The sequence below is a fragment of the Paraburkholderia aspalathi genome (genome assembly GCF_905220735.1).
GTDB classification, from domain to species: domain Bacteria; phylum Pseudomonadota; class Gammaproteobacteria; order Burkholderiales; family Burkholderiaceae; genus Paraburkholderia; species Paraburkholderia aspalathi.
The window spans coordinates 784,585-801,475 of sequence record NZ_CAJNBA010000002.1; the positions used below are offsets into that span (position 1 = coordinate 784,585).

Genomic DNA, 16,891 nt, shown 5'->3' on the forward strand with positions numbered 1-16,891 from the left:
TGATTCAGCCCACTAACGTTGGTCAACGACGTTGGACAATGACTGGGCTATAACCCAAACATGGAGGTGAGCCAGTGTATGCTGCGTGAACATACAAATAGACGCTTTTCACCATGAACAAGACCGACGTCCAACCCGCAGGAGACAACGGCGAGACCGCTGACGAGCCGCCCGTGCTTCGTGCGAACGCGCCGGCTGAGGTCGATTACTGGTCGCTGGTCCAATCGATCGAAGACTACGCAATCTTCCTGCTGGATCCGAAGGGATATATCGTCAGCTGGAATGCCGGCGCGCAAAAACTGAAGGGCTACGCGGCGCACGAAATCATCGGCGAACACTTCTCGCGTTTCTACCCTGCCGAAGCCGTGGCGCGCGGCTGGCCCGCTTACGAGTTGCAGCAAGCCGCGCTGACTGGCCGCTTCGAGGACGAAGGCTGGCGGGTTCGCAAAGACGGTACGACCTTCTGGTGCAACGTGGTCATTACGGCGGTGCGCAACGAGTCGGGTGTGCTGACCGGCTTCGCCAAGATTACCCGTGATCTGACCACCCAGCGCGCGTTTGTGGAGGCGTTGCGACAGAGCGAGGAGCGCTTCCGTCTGTTGGTCGACAACGTGAAAGACTACGCGATTTTCATGCTCGATCCGGACGGCTATGTGGTGAGCTGGAACGCAGGCGCCGCGCGCATCAAAGGCTATACGCGCGACGAAATCATCGGCCAGCATTTCTCGAACTTCTACACGCGCGAAGAAGCCGCGGCTGGCAAACCCGCGCGCGAACTGGCGATCGCGAGGCAACTCGGTCAGGTCGAAGACGAAGGCTGGCGCGTGCGCAAGGACGGCACGACCTTCTGGGCCAACGTCAACATCACCGCGGTGTATGACGAATCGAACCGGCTGCGTGGTTTCGCGAAAGTCACGCGCGATCTGACCGAGCGCCGTGAGCGCGAAGAACTGGCGCGCTCCAGCGAGCGCATGCGCAAGTTTCTCGCGACCCTCGCGCACGAGTTGCGCAATCCGCTTGCACCGGTGCGCAATGCGATTGGCGTGATGCAACTCGAAGCGGGCGTGAGTCCAACGCTGGCACGCTCACGCGATCTGATCGACCGGCAGGTCACGCACCTCACACGTCTCGTCGACGATCTGCTCGACGTCGGCCGCATCATGTCGGACAAGGTCGAGTTGCGCCTCGCGCGCGTCGATCTGGCCGAAGTGGTCGCGCGTGCGATCGAAGCGGCACGACCGTTTACCGACTCACGGGAGCAGAGTGTGGGGACGCATATGCCGGTCGAGCCGCTGATCGTGCACGGTGACACGACGCGGCTCGTACAGGTGCTGCAAAACCTGCTGCATAACGCATCGAAGTTTTCGCCGCCGGGCAGCCGCATCGAGATCTTCGGACGGGTCGATCATCAGATGGCTGTGCTGGAGGTGCGCGATCATGGCCGCGGCATTCCGGCACGTTCGCTCGATGCGATCTTCGAGCTGTTCGCGCAGGAAAAGGAAGGGCAAAGCCTCGGCGAAGGTGGCCTCGGCATCGGCCTCACACTGTGCAAATCGCTGATCGAATTGCATGGTGGAAGCATCATCGCGAGCAGTGAGGGCGCGGGGTGCGGCAGCTCGTTCACGCTCAGTTTGCCGTTTGCCGCAGCGCCGCCCGCAGAGCAGGCCGATCAGGCCGACATGGCGGGAAACACGGTGTCACCGTTGCGTATTCTGCTGGTGGACGACAATCGCGACTCCGCCGACAGCCTCGCCATGCTGCTCGAACTCAAAGGCCACGAGGTCCGCATTGCCTATGACGGCCCGCAGGCGATCGCTGTTGCGCCGCGCCTCGTGCCTCACCTTGCCTTGATCGACCTTGCGATGCCAAAAATGGATGGTTACGCGACGCTCGAGGCGTTGCGCGCAATGCCCGCGCTCTCCGACACGGTCTTCGCCGCCATGACCGGCTTCGGTCACGCAAGCGATCGCGAACGGACCCAATCGGCTGGATTTCACGCCCACCTCGTCAAGCCGGTGGAACTCGCGTTATTCGAGGCGGTGCTGGAGCAGGCGGAAACGCGGCGCCGGCCGCGCGGTCCCGGCTAGCCGTCAATGCGCGCTTCCCTCATACGAGTGCGCGGTGCGCTGTCCTTAGCGCGCTATAAGCCCTGAAATATTGCGGCGTGTCCCAGGTGTCAGACGCCTGCGGCACGCCGCTTGCTGTCGGTCTGCACGCGCTGCGGCTAGCAAAAGTCCGTGCGCACAGATCGAACAGATTCAGGGAGACGCGATGCTCGATACGCGTGATCGTACGGCCGGCATGAGTGCGCGGCAGCCGGAAAAAATCAGCAGAACCCGCACTCGTGATCCTCATGCGGTACTCGCCGGGGAGGACGCTGCGCGTTCTGCCGAGCCGCTCGACCATTTTCTGCATGACAGGCAATTCGATGCGAGCGACCCTGCCGCACTGGGCGATGTTTTGCGCGCATTGATCCGGCGAGGCTACGACCGTTTGCCCTTCGCACCGTTGCCAGGACACGGGCAGACTCTCATGCGCTGGCGTACCCTGGCTGCGGTTGCGACGTGCGATCTCGGTCTGGTCAAACTGTTCGAAGGGCATACCGATGCGCTGGCGATTCTCGCCGAGTTGCACGGACCCGCGCCGCTTCTGGGCAGCCGCTGGGGGGTGTGGGCCGCGGAGCCGCCTGACGCGCGCGTGAAGGCCAGCAATCGCGAGGCTCGTACAGACGACGCCGGGCAACTGTATCTGAGTGGCACAAAAGCCTGGTGTTCGGGCGCGGGTGTAGTCAGTCACGCGCTCGTCACCGTTTGGCTCGACGATGAACCCGTGCTGGCGGCCGTCGCGATGGATCACGAGTCGATTTCGATCGACACATCGAAGTGGCAGGCGATCGGCATGCAGGCAACCGCTAGCGCTGACGTCACCTTCGATCAGACACCGGCCACACGCGTGGGCGCGGCCCATGCATACGTGCGCCGGCCGGGCTTCTGGCACGGCGGCGCCGGCATTGCCGCGTGCTGGTACGGCGCCGCCACGCAGATCGGCCGGACGTTGCGCGAAGCGTCCACGCAGCGTGTCGACGCACATCGGCTCGCCCACCTCGGCGCGGTCGATGTCGCGTTGGCCGGCGCCGCAGCGGTGCTGCGCGAAACTGCCGCCCATATCGACGCGAACCCACAAGCCGACTCGCAGCGTGAGGTCATGCGCGCACGCCTCGTCGTTGAAGAAGCGGCGACAGCTGTGATGTGTCACGCCACGCGCACGCTCGGCGCGGGTCCGTTGTGCCGCGATGCGCGCTTCGCCCGCGCGCTGGCGGACCTGCCGGTGTTCCTGAGGCAGAGCCACGCCGAACGCGATCTTGCCGCGCTCGGCGAGTTGACCGCCAAGACAAAACTCGACGCCAACGCTGCAGACGGAGGTGCGCCGTGGACGCTCTGACGCGATGCATGGAGGGCCGCTGACATGACCTCTACGGTGTACTTCGACGAACTCTACAAAGGCAGCGACGACCCGTGGAAGTTGCGCCAGGGCTGGTACGAGCGCCGCAAGCGTTCGCTCACGCTAGCGCTGTTGCCGCGTCCGCGTTATCGCAACGCGTTCGAGCCGGGCTGTGCGAACGGGGAACTGACGGCCGAACTCGCGACCCGCTGTGATGGGCTGCTCGCCGCCGATCTGCACGAAACAGCGGTGCGTCTTGCACGCGAACGTGTTGCCGGTATGCGGCAGGTTCGCGTCGAACAGTGCACGGTTCCGCACGAATGGCCGACCGCAACGGCGCCGTTCGACCTGATCGTCATCAGCGAATTTGCCTATTACCTTGATGCCGCGGACCTTGAAATGCTGGCCGCGCGCATCGCTGCATCGCTCACGCCGGACGGCACGCTGCTCGCTTGCCACTGGCGCCGTCCGTTTACTGAGGCGCTGGAGAATGCCGATACCGCGCACGCGTTGTTCGATGCGCGTTGTGGTCTATCACGTCTCGCGCATCACGACGAAGCCGATCTGTTGATCGACGTCTGGTCGCGCGACGCACGTTCGGTTGCACAGCGCGAGGGGCTTCTATGATCGGCGTAATCGTTCCGGCGCATAACGAAGAGGCGTTGCTGGCGCCTTGTCTTGCCGCGTTGATCGAAGCAGCGCGACACGCGGATCTGGCTGACGAGGTCGTGCGGCTTGTCGTCGTGCTCGACGCTTGCAGTGATTTTTCGGAGGCGATCGTGCGTGCTTACGGCGTCGAGACGTTGACGCTAAAGGCGCGCAATGTCGGTATCGCGCGTGCGGCGGGCGCCGACTACCTGCTGGCGGACGGCGCTCGCTGGCTTGCCTTCACCGATGCCGACAGCCGAGTGTCGCCAGGCTGGCTGGTTGCGCAGTTGTCGCTCGGCACGGACGCGGTGTGCGGCTCGATTGCCGTCGACGACTGGACCGCTCATCCGCACAGCGTGCGCGAATATTTTCGCAAGACCTATGTGGACGCGGACGGTCACCGCCATGTGCACGGCGCCAATCTCGGCGTCTCAGCCGAGGCGTATCGACGAGCCGGTGGCTTTCCACCGCTCACGTGCCGCGAAGACGTCGCGCTCGTCGACCGGTTGATCGAGACGGGGGCCAGCATCGCATGGAGCGCCGCACCGCGCGTGATCACGAGCGCGCGCACGGTGACGCGCGCACGCGACGGTTTCGGCGACACGCTCCTCACATGGGCGACTGGGATTGGATAAACGCGAGCAGGCGTTAGCCTCGACCGCCTCGCGAGATCTCTTCACCCGCGCGATGCGGCATGCGCAGCGTGACCGGAATCGACGCGAATGAGCACAGGCCTACCACCAGAAACGCGGGCCAGAAATCCGACCACATGATGCCCGGATGTCCGTGCAGCACGCGTGAAATCTGCAGCACGATACCGCCCACCGTCACGCCCAGGCCGAGCGACATCTGCTGCACGACGCTGCCGAGACTCGTGGCGCGCCCCACGTCACGGCTGGCGATTTCCGCGTAAGTCAGCGAGTTGAGACTCGTGAATTGCAGCGCGGGGAAGAAGCCGCCCAGCAACACCACGAACCAGATGATCCAGGTCGGCGTGCCGGGGAAAAACAGTCCGCACGCCGCGATCGCAATGCCTGACAGCGCCGCGTTGACCACCAGCACCGAACGGAAGCCGAAGCGATGCAGCACGCGCGAGGCGAACGTGCGCATGAACATGCCGCCGAACGCGGACGCACAGGTAATCAGGCCGGACTCGAACGCGCTCATGCCGTGCCCTTCCTGCAGCATCAGCGGCAGTAGAAAGGGCAGCGCACCGAGGCCGATGCGAAACAGCGAGCCGCCGAGCACGCTCGCCTGGAAAGTCGGCACCTTGAAGAAGCGCAGATCGAGCAAGGGCATTTTGACGCGCTGGGCGTACGCGACGTAGACCACCAGCAGAGCCGCGCCGCTCGCACACATGCCGAACGCGTCCCGATTCGACATGAGTTCGCCGCCGACCAGCGACAGTCCAAGCAGAAGCAGCACCGCGCCGGCCGCCGACAGAAAAAAACCGATCCAATCGAGCGGTCCTGGATCCGGTTCACGCGTGTTGGCGATATACCGGTTGGTCAGATAGATGCCGAGAATGCCGATCGGCACATTGATGAAGAAGATCAGGCGCCAGTGCAGATAGGTGGTGATGAAGCCGCCGAGCAGCGGTCCAGCCGCCGGTCCGAGCAGCGCCGGGACGCTCAGATAGTTCATCGCGCGGATGAAGTCAGACTTGTGCACCACCCGAAAGATGATGATCCGCCCGACCGGCACCATCATCGCGCCGCCGACGCCTTGCACGAAACGGGCGAGGGTGAAGGTGGGCAGCGAGTTCGACGCGGCGCACAGGAGTGAGCCGGTCACGAAGATGCCGATCGCGGTGCGGAAAATCGTGCGCGCACCAAAACGGTCCGCGAGCCAGCCGCACACCGGGATAAACACGCCGAGACCGAGCACATAGCTCGTCACCGCGATTTTCAGTGTGACCGGATCGCGCCCGAAGTCGCGCGCCATGACCGGCAAGGCGGTGACGATCACATTCGCATCGACGCTTTCCATGAACATCGCACATGCGACGATAAGGGGCGCAATCAGGGCTTTCTGAACGACGGTCATGGAGGGGCGGGCGATCTGCGGCGGAAGGCCGCAGGCAAAGGCGACATTATTGCACCTGTACGGTGCGGATGGTTAATAGTGGAGCGCCTGATGCCGACCCTTTTCGAGATTGCGAGGATCGCGGATGTGACCGTCGCACAACATGCCTGCGAGATTATTGATATTTGTTGCGGTGCGGCACGAGAGGACTATAATCGGGTTATTGCCTAGGTATAAACCCTATACAGGAGTCCACCATGAACACCGCTTCCAACGCCGCTGTCCGCACTGCACCCGCCGCTAACACGTTTCTGGGCAAGCTCCGCGCACTGGCTCTGCATGCGCTGAACCTGCATTTGCAAAACTGCGCTGTGATCGCTGAAGCGCATCGCCGCCCGCAGTAAGCATCGTGACGCGCCAGTGTCAGCACGGGCGCTTGCATAGCCGGACTGCCGCCAGGTCACCGACCGTGGCAAGCAACCGGCGGTTTTGATCGTAACCGTATCGTTTAGCGGCTCGGGATCTCGAACACCAGACAGGTCGTCGTGGCATGCGCGTAGAGCGTGCCGTCGGGGCCGACGAGGCGAGCTTCCGCCGTGGCCAGTTGCCGTCCGCAATGAATCACCTTGCCTTCGGCGCGCACGCGTTGCACGCGCGGCGTGACGGCTTTCACGTAATTCACGCTCAGCTCGGCGGTGGTGTAGCCGCGGCCCGGCGCCATCATCGTATGCACCGAGCAGCCTAGCGCCGAATCGAGCAGGGTGGCGATCCAGCCGCCGTGCACGGTGCCCAGTGGATTCAGATGCTGCTCGAGCGGGGTACCCTGAAAGACCGCTTGCCCGGCACTGACTTCGACGATCGTAAAGTCGAGCGTGCGGGCAATCGCGGCGTAGGGCAGTTCCGCGTTCATCATCGCCTGCATGACTTCCAGACCGGTCTTGCCCGCCACCTGTTCGGGGCTTGCGACGCCGGGGCCCGGGCCGGCGTTAAGCGTCGCCAATACTTCCTGCTCGCGTGCGAGCCAGCGTTCCAGCTGTTGTTCGTTCGTCAATCCATGTCTCCTGTCCTGAGGGAAGCGTGCTTCGGAATCGATGCATCGTCATCGATTAGAGCACCAAACCGCTTCAGGACGCTGGAGGGCTACCTCTGGATTGCCGGCACGCGCCGAGCCCGTGCGTTACTTCCTGATACGCGACGCAACCACGCGCTGCATTCTGGTCGCTCGCGCGGACAACGCGCTCATCAGAAGCGCCATCGATACCAACCCGACCAGATACACACCGGCCATCACCCAATCCTGATCTGCCATCATCGTTCTCCTTCAGTTGCCACCATTTCCGCCGCGAAAACCAACATTGCGCCGTGCTATTGATCTCGATTACGGCACGCGACGTGAAAATCTTGATGGAGCGAATCAGCCTTTAAAACGGTGCGCGATCGAGCGATATCGACGCCGCGTCGAATCTTTGTCTCGCGATCTTCCATAAGCGTTTAAAATCCACCCCCTTGTCGAGCACAGCGGTCCTCATCAGCACGCCAAGCCAATCGGCAATATCGACCGTTTTATCGGCCATATCGCTCTGCCACGCTCCGTCATGCAGTGAAGTGCGTTCCGCCTCAATGACCGGCCCAGGTTAAAACCCGACGAATTCACTGGCATTGGCTGACACTGTCAACCTTTTCAACACTTTGCCGTTATCCATTTGTAATCGCCAAAGTAAGGCGACGCCGTGACAGACGACCCGTCGCCACGACAGCTCTCGAAGGTCCGCATTGACCATGTTCCACCGATATAACTATAAATTCGACCAGCCAGGCGCGATGTTCGACCGTATATCGAAGACGCTTGGCAAGCGGAGCATTCTCTCGCCCGTGCTCGCACTCGTTATTTGCGGGCTGCTGCTGCTCGTCTTGCAACATCTTTCACAAGCGGTCGACTATCGTTCGATCATGCGCCAGCTGCGTCACCTGACGGCAGGTGAGTGGGCCGCGGCGCTCGGCGCGACCACGCTCAGCTATATCGCGCTAATCGGGCGGGACGCAGTCGGTTTGCGCTACCTCGGTGTGGCGGTGCCGCGCGCGGCATTGTGGATTGGCGCAACCGCCGGCTCCGCGCTCGGCAATGCGACCGGTTTCGGGGCGCTGACGGGCGGCGCCGTGCGCGTGCGCGTCTACGGGGTGTCGAACGTCACGCCCGCACAGATCGGCCGCATGACCGTGTTCACGAGTGTGTCGCTGGCGCTCGCACTGGTGCTGATGACGGCGCTCGGCGTGGTGTGCCTCGCCGACTCGTTGGCGACGATGCTGCATCTGCCGCCGCTCACGCTGCGCTGGAGCGGCGCGGCGTTGCTCATCGTGCTCGGACTCGGGGCCGCGGCCTGCCGCCGCGACACGCGCCCGATCCGCACGCGCTGGCAGTGGCTGTCGTTCGATATCCCGGCGCGCCGTGATCTGCTCGCACAAGTGGCGCTCGCCGTACTCGACGTGGTGGCCGCGGGTCTCGCGCTGTGGGCGCTGCTGCCGCACGCGGACGTCAGCTTTGTGACCTTCATCACCGTCTATGCCGCCGCGATGCTGCTCGGCATGATCGGTCACACGCCTGGCGGTGTCGGCGTGTTCGAAGCCGCGATGGTGTTCACGCTGAACGGCAGCGTGCAAACGCATCAGATGGTCGCCGCGCTGCTCGCTTATCGCGCGATTTACTTCGGCGTGCCGCTGATCGTTTCGGCCGCGCTGCTCGCCGGCTTCGAAGGCCGTGCGCTGAAAAGCCGCCTGCCGCTGCGGCATGCGGCAGGTGCGTACAAACTCGCGCCGCTGTTCCTGAGCCTGGTGACTTTCGTCGTGGGCGGCATGCTGGTGATTTCCAGCGCGACCCCCGCGTTCTGGCAGCGCATCCGGATTCTGCGCGACGTGCTGCCGCTGTGGGTGCTCGAAAGCTCGCAGATGCTGTGCAGCGTGCTCGGCGTGCTGCTGTTGTTCGTCGCGCGCGGTTTGCTGCGGCGTCTGGATGCCGCGTGGTGGATGACCTTGCTGCTGGCGGTGCTGAGCCTCGCGCTCTCGCTCACCAAAGGTCTCGCGTTCGTGGAAGCGAGCGTGCTTGGCATGCTGATCGCGCTGCTGCTGTCCACGCGCCGCCGTTTCAACCGTCATTCGTCGCTGTTTGCCGAGCGCTTTACGGCGGGCTGGCTGGTGTCGGTGGCGATGGTGCTCGCGCTTGCCGTGTGGGTGATGCTGTTTGCGTTCCGCGACGTGCCGTACACGCGCGACCTGTGGTGGCAATTCGCTTTCGACGAACGTGCACCGCGTGCGTTGCGCGCGACCCTGGCCGCCAGCCTGTTCGCCGCCACTTTTTCCTTCTGGCAGTTGCTGCGCCCCGCGGCAGGCCGTTTCGTCATGCCCGCTCCGCAGGATCTGCAGGACGCGGCGCGCATCGTGCGCGCCCAGGAGCGCAGCGACGCCGGTCTCGCGCTGATGGGAGACAAGAGCTTCCTCTTTTCCGAATCGCGCGAAGCCTTCCTGATGTACGCAAAAAATGGCCGCACGTGGGCCGCGCTTCACGATCCGGTTGGACCGCGCGAGGAATGGGCCGGCCTGATCAGCAAGTTCGTCGCGCTCGCGCATGCACACGGCGGCCGCGCCGCGTTCTATCAGGTACGCGCCAATGCCTTGCCGCTCTATCTCGACGCCGGCCTCACGCTGATGAAGCTCGGCGAAGAAGCCCACGTGGTGCTCGACGATTTCGATCTGAAGGGCTCGCATCGCGCTCATCTGCGTTATGCGCTCAAGCGTGGCGAACGTGACGGCTTTACCGTCGAAGTGATCGATCAGGCCGATGTGCCGGCGTCGCTCGAGACGTTGCGCGAGATTTCCGACGGCTGGCTCGATAGCCGTGACGCGCGCGAAAAGAGTTTCTCGGTGGCGGCGTTTACCGACGAATACCTCGCCGCGCAATCCGTGATGCTGGTGCGCCAGAACGGCGAGCCGGCCGCTTTCGTGACCTTCATGACGACCGACATGAACACCGAAGCGACGGTCGGCGTGATGCGGCACGTGGAAAGCGCGTCGCCGTATGCGATGGAATATCTGTTCACCCAGCTCGCGCTGCATCTGAAGCAGGCGGGGTTCCGCTCGCTCAGTCTCGGCATTGCGCCGCTCTCCGGCATGCAGCCGACACCGCTCGCGTCGCGCTGGCATCGGCTGGCGGGCATCGTGTGGCGCTTCGGCGGCCGCTTCTATAACTTCCGCGGTCTGCGCGCTTTCAAGAGCAAGTTCCAGCCGCATTGGGAGCCGCGCTATCTCGCGGCGTCAGGTTCGGTGGGCGTGTTCTTCACGCTCGCGGACCTGTCATTGCTGGCAGGAGGCCGGCGTTCATGACATTGCATCCGTTTTTCAGGCTCGCCGTTGCGGCGGGCCTCGTTGTTGGCACCACGGCTGCTTTGGCGGCAACCACCACCGTGTCCGGCGGCCGTTATGGCGACGTGACGGTGACGCAGCCGGCCGGTCCCTTGCGTGGTTTCGTGGTGCTTTATTCCGCAGCCAGCGGCTGGAGTGCCGCCGACCAGCAAACCGCCGATGCGCTTGCCAAGGCCGGGGCGTTGACCGTCGGCGTGGATACGGCGCGCTATGCGGCCAATCTGAGCGAGAAGAAGGAAGCCTGCCATCAACTGGTAGGCGACGCCGAAGCCTTGAGCCATCAACTCGAACGGCAATCGCAATCGAGCCGCTATTTCGCGCCAATCGTCGCGGGTACGGGGCAGGGCGCGACGCTGGCGATGCATGTGCTCGAACAGGCGCCGTCGAATACGGTTGCCGGCGCGGTCTCGGTCGATGCGGAGCGCACGCTGGATTCGCGCTTCCAACCGTGCCCGCCGGACCCGACGATCATCCGCGACAAGGTGCCGGGCTTCGTCGAAAAGGCGACCCCTGGCAACGGCGATCGCACGCGGCTTGTTGCCATGGTCGCGCCGCATTTGCAGACAGCGTCGACGAACGATGACGACGTCTCCGATCTGCCGCTGATTGAATTGCCCGCTGCGCATCCGAACGGCCTCATGGCGATCGTGATTTCCGGCGACGGCGGCTGGCGCGATCTCGACAAGACCATCTCGCTCGCCTTGCAGAAAGACGGTGTGTCGGTGATCGGCATCGACAGCCTGCGTTACTTCTGGAGCGAAAAGACCCCGGCGCAGACGAGCCGCGATCTGGCGCGCGTGATGCAGACCTATGGCACGCGCTGGCATGCGGAGCATATTGCGCTCGTCGGCTATTCGTTCGGCGCTGACGTGATGCCGTTCGCCTATAACCGCCTGCCCGAAGCGTTGCGCGCGAAAGTGTCGCTGATTGCGTTGTTAGGCTTCGCGCCCGACGCCGATTTCCAGATTCGCGTGGGCGGTTGGCTCGGTATGCCGGCGAGCGACAAAGCCTTGAAGGTGCAGCCGGAATTTGCACACGTACCGCCCACGATCGTGCAGTGCTTCTACGGTGAAGACGAGAAGGACACCTTGTGTCCGGCGTTGGCCAACACCGGCGTCGAGGTGATTCGTACCTCGGGCGACCATCACTTCGGCCGCGACTACAATGCGCTGGAGCGACGCATTCTGGACGCTTTCAGGAAGCAAAGCGGCGTGCGTAATTAAGGATGCTGCGCGGCGCGGCCGCCCTCGCGCGGCCTCTAGTCCACGCTGCCCGATGTAACGAACAGGGATTGACAAAGCCCGTCAAGTCAACGAAGATCGAACGCATGAACTGCCTCGACATCCGTATTGCGCTGATTATTAGCACCATTCATCGAATGGTGGGTTAGCGCGCGTCTGATACGCAGTGACAAAAACCCGCCCCACGAGGCGGGTTTTTTTATGTCCGCTTTCTGCCTGCCTCCTGGTGATCTCTTTGATGATTTGTCCTTGCCGCACAGGAGCATGCCTTGCCGTTACACGAACTCAAACAGGTCGCCGAAGCCGCTGATAGCGTTGCCTTGCGCCACGACTACCTGAAGAAAACCCTGACCGCACGCGTCTACGACGTGGCCCGCGAGACCGAACTCGAACGCGCGCCGAATCTGTCGGCACGGCTGCGCAATCCGGTTTATCTGAAGCGTGAGGACAACCAGCCGGTGTTCTCATTCAAGGTGCGCGGCGCGTACAACAAGATGGCGCATATTCCGGCGGACGCGCTGGAGCGGGGTGTCATTACCGCGTCGGCGGGCAATCACGCGCAGGGTGTGGCGTTGTCGGCGGCCCGCATGGGCGTGAAGGCGATCATCGTGGTGCCCGTCACGACCCCGCAGGTGAAGGTCGATGCGGTACGCGCGCATGGCGGCGCGACGGTCGAAGTCGTGCAGTTTGGCGAGTCCTATAGCGATGCGTACGGACATGCCGTGAAGCTGCAGGAAGAACGCGGCCTGACGTTCGTCCACCCGTTCGACGATCCGTACGTGATCGCCGGCCAGGGCACGGTCGCGATGGAAATTCTCAGCCAGCACCAGGGTCCGATCCACGCGATCTTCGTGCCGATCGGCGGTGGTGGACTCGCCGCGGGCGTGGCCGCGTACGTGAAATCGGTGCGCCCGGAGATCAAGGTGATCGGCGTGCAGACCGACGACTCGTGCGCGATGGCCGCCTCCTTAAAAGCCGGCGAACGGGTGACGTTGAATGAAGTGGGTTTGTTCTCGGACGGTACGGCAGTGAAACTGGTAGGCGAGGAAACCTTCCGCCTGTGCCGCGAATATCTCGACGACGTGCTGCTCGTGAACACCGATGCGCTGTGCGCCGCGATCAAGGACGTGTTCCAGGACACCCGCAGCGTGCTGGAGCCGGCCGGCGCACTTGCCGTGGCCGGTGCCAAACAGTATGCCGAGCGCGAAGGCATCGAGGACCAGACGCTGATTGCGATCACGTCCGGCGCGAACATGAACTTCGACCGCATGCGTTTCGTGGCCGAGCGCGCTGAGGTGGGCGAAGCACGTGAAGCGGTGTTCGCCGTGACGATCCCGGAAGAGCGCGGCAGTTTCCGCCGCTTCTGCGAACTGGTGGGCACGCGCAGCGTCACCGAGTTCAACTACCGGATTGCGGACGCGAATTCGGCCCATATCTTCGTCGGCGTGCAGATCCGCAATCGCAGCGAATCGGCGCAGATCGCGGGTGCATTTGAAGCGCATGGTTTTGCCACCGTCGATCTGACTTTCGATGAACTGTCGAAGCAGCACATCCGCTATATGGTCGGCGGCCGCTCGCCGCTGGCGCATGACGAACGTCTGTTCCGTTTCGAGTTTCCGGAGCGTCCGGGCGCGTTGATGAAGTTTCTGTCGTCGATGGCGCCGAACTGGAATATCAGCCTGTTCCACTATCGCAACCAGGGTGCGGACTACAGTTCGATTCTGGTCGGCATTCAGGTGCCGGAGAGCGAGAACAGCGAGTTCGAACACTTTCTCACGACGCTTGGTTATCCGTACTGGGAAGAGACGCAGAACCCGGTGTACCGCTTGTTCCTCGCATAGAAAGGCGAATTGCAGCGTGGCAGGAGACGGCGCCTGGCAAAAGACAACAGGCGCCGCTGCTCCGCTTATGAGCGAGCGTGCTTACCCTGCCAGACTTTGCCGAAATGCACGGACATATACACACCTAAGACCAGCGCGCCTGCAAATACCGCGAGGCAGTTTGCATTCACACCGATCGTGACAGGCTGCCGCGTAAGCAGATAGAGGCCGGCCAGCAGATTGAAATATCCCCACAGTACGTTGACCAGTGGCGACGAATCGCCGACCCCCCGCGGTTTCGCGAAAGGTGTCGGAAACGGCTCGCCGCGCAGGCCGCTCGCGAGGTGCGGGACGCAATTGCACAGAAACGCGCCAGAGAAAAACAGGGCGAGATAGCTCATGGAATGGTTTGTCTGGTTAGCGAAAAACGTGATCGGGCGGCAAGGGCTGCGCCGCAATTATGCGAGGATATCCTCGCATAAGATAGTAGAGGATGCCCTCGCATAAGTCAAACCCGACCAGACCGGACTGCGAATGGTGAACAACGGCGCACGCGGGGTGCTGCGTCAGTAATCTTGGCCGTCGCTAGCCGCGGGGTTAACATGCACGCTGAAATTCACCTCACAATGCGAAGCGACGCTCGCAAAAAACAGCAGTTAAAACTCTCCGATATGGCAACGACACTTTCCAGCGGCGCGCAGGAGCCGAAACGACAACGGGGGCATCTGCGGGTCGCGGCAATCATGGAAGCGGGCGTCGCGGTGTTCACCGAGAAGGGCTATGACGCGGCCACCATGACTGAGATCGCCGCGCGCTCGAACACCGCGATTGGCTCGCTGTACCGGTTTTTCCCGTCCAAAGAATCGTTGGCGGATGCATTGCTTTCGCGCTATGTGGAGGACACGACGAGCAGCTTTACCGCGCTCGCCGATCAGGCGTCGGCAATGACGCCGGGCCAGCTCGCCGATGCATTCGTCGATTTCATGCTGTCGCTGCAATCGCAGCGCAGTCTGGCTGTCGCACTTGTCGATTCGCGCGGTGGCAGCGACGAGCGGCGCGCGCGTTTTCGCGAAACGACGCGCGGCAGCATCGCCACGATTTTGCGTAACGCGATTCCGCATCTGACGAAGGCGCAGTCCGAGACAAAGGCGGTGGTGCTGCTGCATGTGCTCAAGGCAGTCGCCGGGGCCAACGACGAGAAGCCCGCAGTGCGGCGAAGGTTGCTTGCCGAGATCCGGAAATTGGCCAGGGTTTACCTCGAGGCTACGCAAAGCGACGCGGACGATCAGTTATCGGCCGAGTAAGCGCAACAGCCGTCTGGGCAACGGGATGGCGCATTTGCGCGTCTCCCGCCTGCTCAAACCGGCACCTCGGTTATCTCAAAACTAGATACTGCATATCCTCCATATCGCGTTGCGCGATACAGCGCATGATCGTCAAACTGCGTGCATATCAAACGCCGCATTCAGGAGACAACTCATGCGCACCCAAGTTGGCATCATCGGTGCCGGGCCTGCAGGCCTGCTTCTTTCCCATCTTCTTCACTTGCGCGGCATCGACTCAGTCGTGCTCGAATCGCGCACTCGCGAACAGATCGAATCGACCATCCGCGCCGGCGTCCTCGAACAGGGCACGATGGACCTGCTCACCGAAGCAGGTGTCGGCGCGCGCATGAAGGCCGAAGGGGCACTGCACCACGGATTTGAACTGGCTTTCGAAGGCAAGCGGCGCCGTATTGATCTGACCGGGCTCACCGGCCGTTCGATCACGGTCTACGCGCAGCACGAAGTCATCAAGGATCTGGTCGCCGCGCGTCTGGCTGCAGACGGGGCCTTGCGTTTCGGCGTGACAGAGACGTCGCTGCATGGCATCGATACCGATCAGCCGTCGATCCGCTATCGCCACGAAGGCGAAGCGTGCGAATTGCAGTGCGACTTCGTGATCGGCTGCGACGGCTCGCAAGGTGTGTCGCGTGCATCGATTCCGCAGGCCTTGCGCAAAGATTTCGAACGCGTCTATCCGTTCGGCTGGTTCGGCATTCTGTGCGAAGGGCCGCCGTCGTCGGAAGAATTGATCTACGCGCGGCACGATCGCGGTTTTGCGTTGGTCAGCACGCGCTCGGCGAACGTGCAGCGCATGTATTTCCAATGCGATCCCAAGGATTCCGTCGACAACTGGTCCGACGATCGCATCTGGGCCGAACTGCACGCGCGCGTCGATTCGCACGACGGCCAGCACATCGTGGACGGCAAGATCTTCCAGAAGAACATTGTCGGCATGCGCAGTTTCGTGTCGGCGACGATGCAGCATGGCCGGCTCTTTCTCGCTGGCGACGCCGCGCATATCGTGCCGCCCACCGGCGCGAAGGGTATGAATCTCGCCGTTGCCGATGTGCGTGTGCTGACCCAGGCGCTGAACGCGTTCTACGTCGAAAATCGCACCGATCTGCTCGACAGTTACAGTGCAACCGCGCTCAAGCGCATCTGGCGCGCGGAGCATTTCTCGTACTGGATGACGAGCATGATGCACCGCATTGAAGGTGCATCGCCGTTCGAACAGCAGTTGCAGGTGGCCGAACTCGAATACGTGACCACGTCGCGTGCGGCGGCTACCGCGATGGCGGAGAACTACGTGGGTATCGCCGTCGTATAAGAGGGATGGAGATCTGCGCGCGCAGCTTTGTATTGCCAGCGTTTATAGAATGCGCGCTGCAAATCTTTGCTCAGACGAACCCCCGCCGAACCCCGCGCACGCCGGCAAACCCTTGATGGGCAGGCTCCCGCCATTGTCGTGTCAAAAGCAACACTGAATTCAGGAATGGAGGATTTATCCGCGCCTGATTGACCCCTAGACTCCTTCCACCGACTGCACGACATGTGACATCTGCAGTGCGTGTAAGACACTCTCTAGAGGTGGTTTCATGAAATCGCTCATCAAAGCTGTTGCTATTGCAGTTGTTCTCGGCGCCCCGATCGCTTCGTTTGCGCAATCGAATCAACCGGCCTCGCAAAACGCGCAGGGTACGCAAGCGCAGGTTTCCACGCAGCAGGGTGCTGCTCAAGCCGACACTAGCGGTTATGGTTCGGCCAGTCGCGGCACGTGGCAAGCAGGTCGCGGCGGTGAAACGACGGTAAGTTCGTATTCGCCGCCGATCTATAACGCGCGGTAAGGGCGTAACGAAAGCGCACAACGAAATACGCGGATCATTGCGACGCTGTTAGGTTCGTTCAAAATCTGCGAGTTGAAAATAAGAGGCCGGTCATTGGAACAAGTCCAATGACCGGCCTTTTTTCATGGCCGTCA

The 16,891-nt window shown here is 62.6% G+C and carries 16 protein-coding genes; 11 read left to right on the top strand and 5 right to left on the bottom strand.

Going from position 1 to position 16,891, the window contains the following annotated elements:
* The first annotated feature begins 113 nt into the window (after positions 1-113).
* The 4 genes from KHO30_RS14260 (at position 114) to KHO30_RS14275 (ending at position 4,724) form a co-directional block, all read left to right on the top strand.
* Positions 114-2,087: a PAS domain-containing hybrid sensor histidine kinase/response regulator gene (locus tag KHO30_RS14260; protein WP_211701335.1), complete on the top strand. Its 1,974-nt coding sequence runs from the start codon at positions 114-116 to the stop codon at positions 2,085-2,087.
* Positions 2,088-2,271: 184 nt separating this feature from the next.
* Positions 2,272-3,441: an acyl-CoA dehydrogenase gene (locus KHO30_RS14265; RefSeq protein WP_211701336.1), complete on the top strand. Its 1,170-nt coding sequence runs from the start codon at positions 2,272-2,274 to the stop codon at positions 3,439-3,441.
* A 24-nt stretch (positions 3,442-3,465) separates the two neighbouring features.
* Complete coding sequence (locus tag KHO30_RS14270) at positions 3,466-4,068, top strand: class I SAM-dependent methyltransferase (RefSeq protein ID WP_200619402.1); 603 nt, start codon at positions 3,466-3,468, stop codon at positions 4,066-4,068.
* A complete protein-coding gene (locus KHO30_RS14275) occupies positions 4,065-4,724 on the top strand; it encodes a glycosyltransferase family 2 protein (RefSeq protein ID WP_211701337.1) in 660 nt (219 codons plus the stop codon). Before KHO30_RS14270 ends, KHO30_RS14275 begins: the two co-directional genes overlap by 4 nt.
* 13 nt (positions 4,725-4,737) lie before the next feature.
* Here KHO30_RS14275 and KHO30_RS14280 read toward each other — a convergent pair whose 3' ends face one another.
* Positions 4,738-6,135, bottom strand: a complete 1,398-nt coding sequence (locus KHO30_RS14280; RefSeq protein WP_093644899.1) for an MFS transporter — start codon at positions 6,133-6,135, stop codon at positions 4,738-4,740.
* 236 nt (positions 6,136-6,371) lie between these two features.
* On the opposite strand from KHO30_RS14280, the gene KHO30_RS14285 reads away from it, so the two are divergent.
* Positions 6,372-6,518, top strand: a complete 147-nt coding sequence (locus KHO30_RS14285; protein WP_167378516.1) for a hypothetical protein — start codon at positions 6,372-6,374, stop codon at positions 6,516-6,518.
* 104 nt (positions 6,519-6,622) lie between these two features.
* Here the strand turns inward: KHO30_RS14285 and KHO30_RS14290 are convergent, their stop codons facing one another.
* The 3 genes from KHO30_RS14290 to KHO30_RS14295 form a co-directional block, all read right to left on the bottom strand.
* Positions 6,623-7,165 (bottom strand): PaaI family thioesterase, encoded by a 543-nt coding sequence (locus tag KHO30_RS14290; RefSeq protein WP_200652108.1) that lies wholly within the window; start codon positions 7,163-7,165, stop codon positions 6,623-6,625.
* Positions 7,166-7,291: 126 nt separating this feature from the next.
* Positions 7,292-7,426 carry a hypothetical protein gene (locus tag KHO30_RS39540; protein WP_266226320.1) on the bottom strand — a complete coding sequence of 45 codons (135 nt, stop codon included), beginning with the start codon at positions 7,424-7,426 and terminating at the stop codon, positions 7,292-7,294.
* A 109-nt stretch (positions 7,427-7,535) separates the two neighbouring features.
* Positions 7,536-7,688, bottom strand: a complete 153-nt coding sequence (locus KHO30_RS14295; protein ID WP_200652107.1) for a hypothetical protein — start codon at positions 7,686-7,688, stop codon at positions 7,536-7,538.
* A gap of 247 nt (positions 7,689-7,935) precedes the next feature.
* Here KHO30_RS14295 and mprF point away from each other — a divergent pair, with 247 nt between their 5' ends.
* The 3 genes from mprF (at position 7,936) to ilvA (ending at position 13,609) form a co-directional block, all read left to right on the top strand.
* Positions 7,936-10,488 (top strand): bifunctional lysylphosphatidylglycerol flippase/synthetase MprF, encoded by a 2,553-nt coding sequence (mprF, locus tag KHO30_RS14300; protein WP_244864083.1) that lies wholly within the window; start codon positions 7,936-7,938, stop codon positions 10,486-10,488.
* On the top strand, positions 10,485-11,750 hold the full coding sequence (locus KHO30_RS14305) for a virulence factor family protein (RefSeq protein WP_211701339.1): 1,266 nt from the start codon (positions 10,485-10,487) through the stop codon (positions 11,748-11,750). The genes mprF and KHO30_RS14305 overlap by 4 nt, the downstream gene beginning before the upstream one ends.
* A gap of 287 nt (positions 11,751-12,037) precedes the next feature.
* Positions 12,038-13,609, top strand: a complete 1,572-nt coding sequence (gene ilvA, locus KHO30_RS14310; protein ID WP_211701340.1) for a threonine ammonia-lyase, biosynthetic — start codon at positions 12,038-12,040, stop codon at positions 13,607-13,609.
* Between the two features lie 65 nt (positions 13,610-13,674).
* Here ilvA and KHO30_RS14315 read toward each other — a convergent pair whose 3' ends face one another.
* Complete coding sequence (locus tag KHO30_RS14315) at positions 13,675-13,989, bottom strand: hypothetical protein (RefSeq protein ID WP_200619395.1); 315 nt, start codon at positions 13,987-13,989, stop codon at positions 13,675-13,677.
* A 270-nt stretch (positions 13,990-14,259) separates the two neighbouring features.
* Here KHO30_RS14315 and KHO30_RS14320 point away from each other — a divergent pair, with 270 nt between their 5' ends.
* The 3 genes from KHO30_RS14320 to KHO30_RS14330 all read left to right on the top strand — a co-directional run bounded on the left by KHO30_RS14320 (position 14,260) and on the right by KHO30_RS14330 (position 16,757).
* Positions 14,260-14,892: a TetR/AcrR family transcriptional regulator gene (locus KHO30_RS14320; RefSeq protein WP_211701341.1), complete on the top strand. Its 633-nt coding sequence runs from the start codon at positions 14,260-14,262 to the stop codon at positions 14,890-14,892.
* Between the two features lie 175 nt (positions 14,893-15,067).
* Positions 15,068-16,240, top strand: coding sequence for a 4-hydroxybenzoate 3-monooxygenase (locus KHO30_RS14325; protein WP_093642964.1), 1,173 nt, complete (start codon positions 15,068-15,070; stop codon positions 16,238-16,240).
* A gap of 268 nt (positions 16,241-16,508) precedes the next feature.
* On the top strand, positions 16,509-16,757 hold the full coding sequence (locus tag KHO30_RS14330; RefSeq protein WP_093642961.1) for a hypothetical protein: 249 nt from the start codon (positions 16,509-16,511) through the stop codon (positions 16,755-16,757).
* Positions 16,758-16,891 lie beyond the last annotated feature (134 nt).

Excerpts from the sequence above, each read along its gene's own strand:
- KHO30_RS14260 (WP_211701335.1), top strand. The coding sequence starts at position 114 with ATGAACAAGACCGACGTCCAACCCGCAGGAGACAACGGCGAGACCGCT.
- KHO30_RS14325 (WP_093642964.1), top strand. The coding sequence starts at position 15,068 with ATGCGCACCCAAGTTGGCATCATCGGTGCCGGGCCTGCAGGCCTGCTT.
- KHO30_RS14295 (WP_200652107.1), bottom strand. The coding sequence starts at position 7,688 with ATGGCCGATAAAACGGTCGATATTGCCGATTGGCTTGGCGTGCTGATG.
- KHO30_RS39540 (WP_266226320.1), bottom strand. The coding sequence starts at position 7,426 with ATGATGGCAGATCAGGATTGGGTGATGGCCGGTGTGTATCTGGTCGGG.
- KHO30_RS14285 (WP_167378516.1), top strand. The coding sequence starts at position 6,372 with ATGAACACCGCTTCCAACGCCGCTGTCCGCACTGCACCCGCCGCTAAC.
- KHO30_RS14320 (WP_211701341.1), top strand. The coding sequence starts at position 14,260 with ATGGCAACGACACTTTCCAGCGGCGCGCAGGAGCCGAAACGACAACGG.
- KHO30_RS14275 (WP_211701337.1), top strand. The coding sequence starts at position 4,065 with ATGATCGGCGTAATCGTTCCGGCGCATAACGAAGAGGCGTTGCTGGCG.
- KHO30_RS14305 (WP_211701339.1), top strand. The coding sequence starts at position 10,485 with ATGACATTGCATCCGTTTTTCAGGCTCGCCGTTGCGGCGGGCCTCGTT.
- KHO30_RS14280 (WP_093644899.1), bottom strand. The coding sequence starts at position 6,135 with ATGACCGTCGTTCAGAAAGCCCTGATTGCGCCCCTTATCGTCGCATGT.
- KHO30_RS14315 (WP_200619395.1), bottom strand. The coding sequence starts at position 13,989 with ATGAGCTATCTCGCCCTGTTTTTCTCTGGCGCGTTTCTGTGCAATTGC.
- mprF (WP_244864083.1), top strand. The coding sequence starts at position 7,936 with ATGTTCGACCGTATATCGAAGACGCTTGGCAAGCGGAGCATTCTCTCG.
- KHO30_RS14265 (WP_211701336.1), top strand. The coding sequence starts at position 2,272 with ATGCTCGATACGCGTGATCGTACGGCCGGCATGAGTGCGCGGCAGCCG.
- KHO30_RS14330 (WP_093642961.1), top strand. The coding sequence starts at position 16,509 with ATGAAATCGCTCATCAAAGCTGTTGCTATTGCAGTTGTTCTCGGCGCC.
- KHO30_RS14270 (WP_200619402.1), top strand. The coding sequence starts at position 3,466 with ATGACCTCTACGGTGTACTTCGACGAACTCTACAAAGGCAGCGACGAC.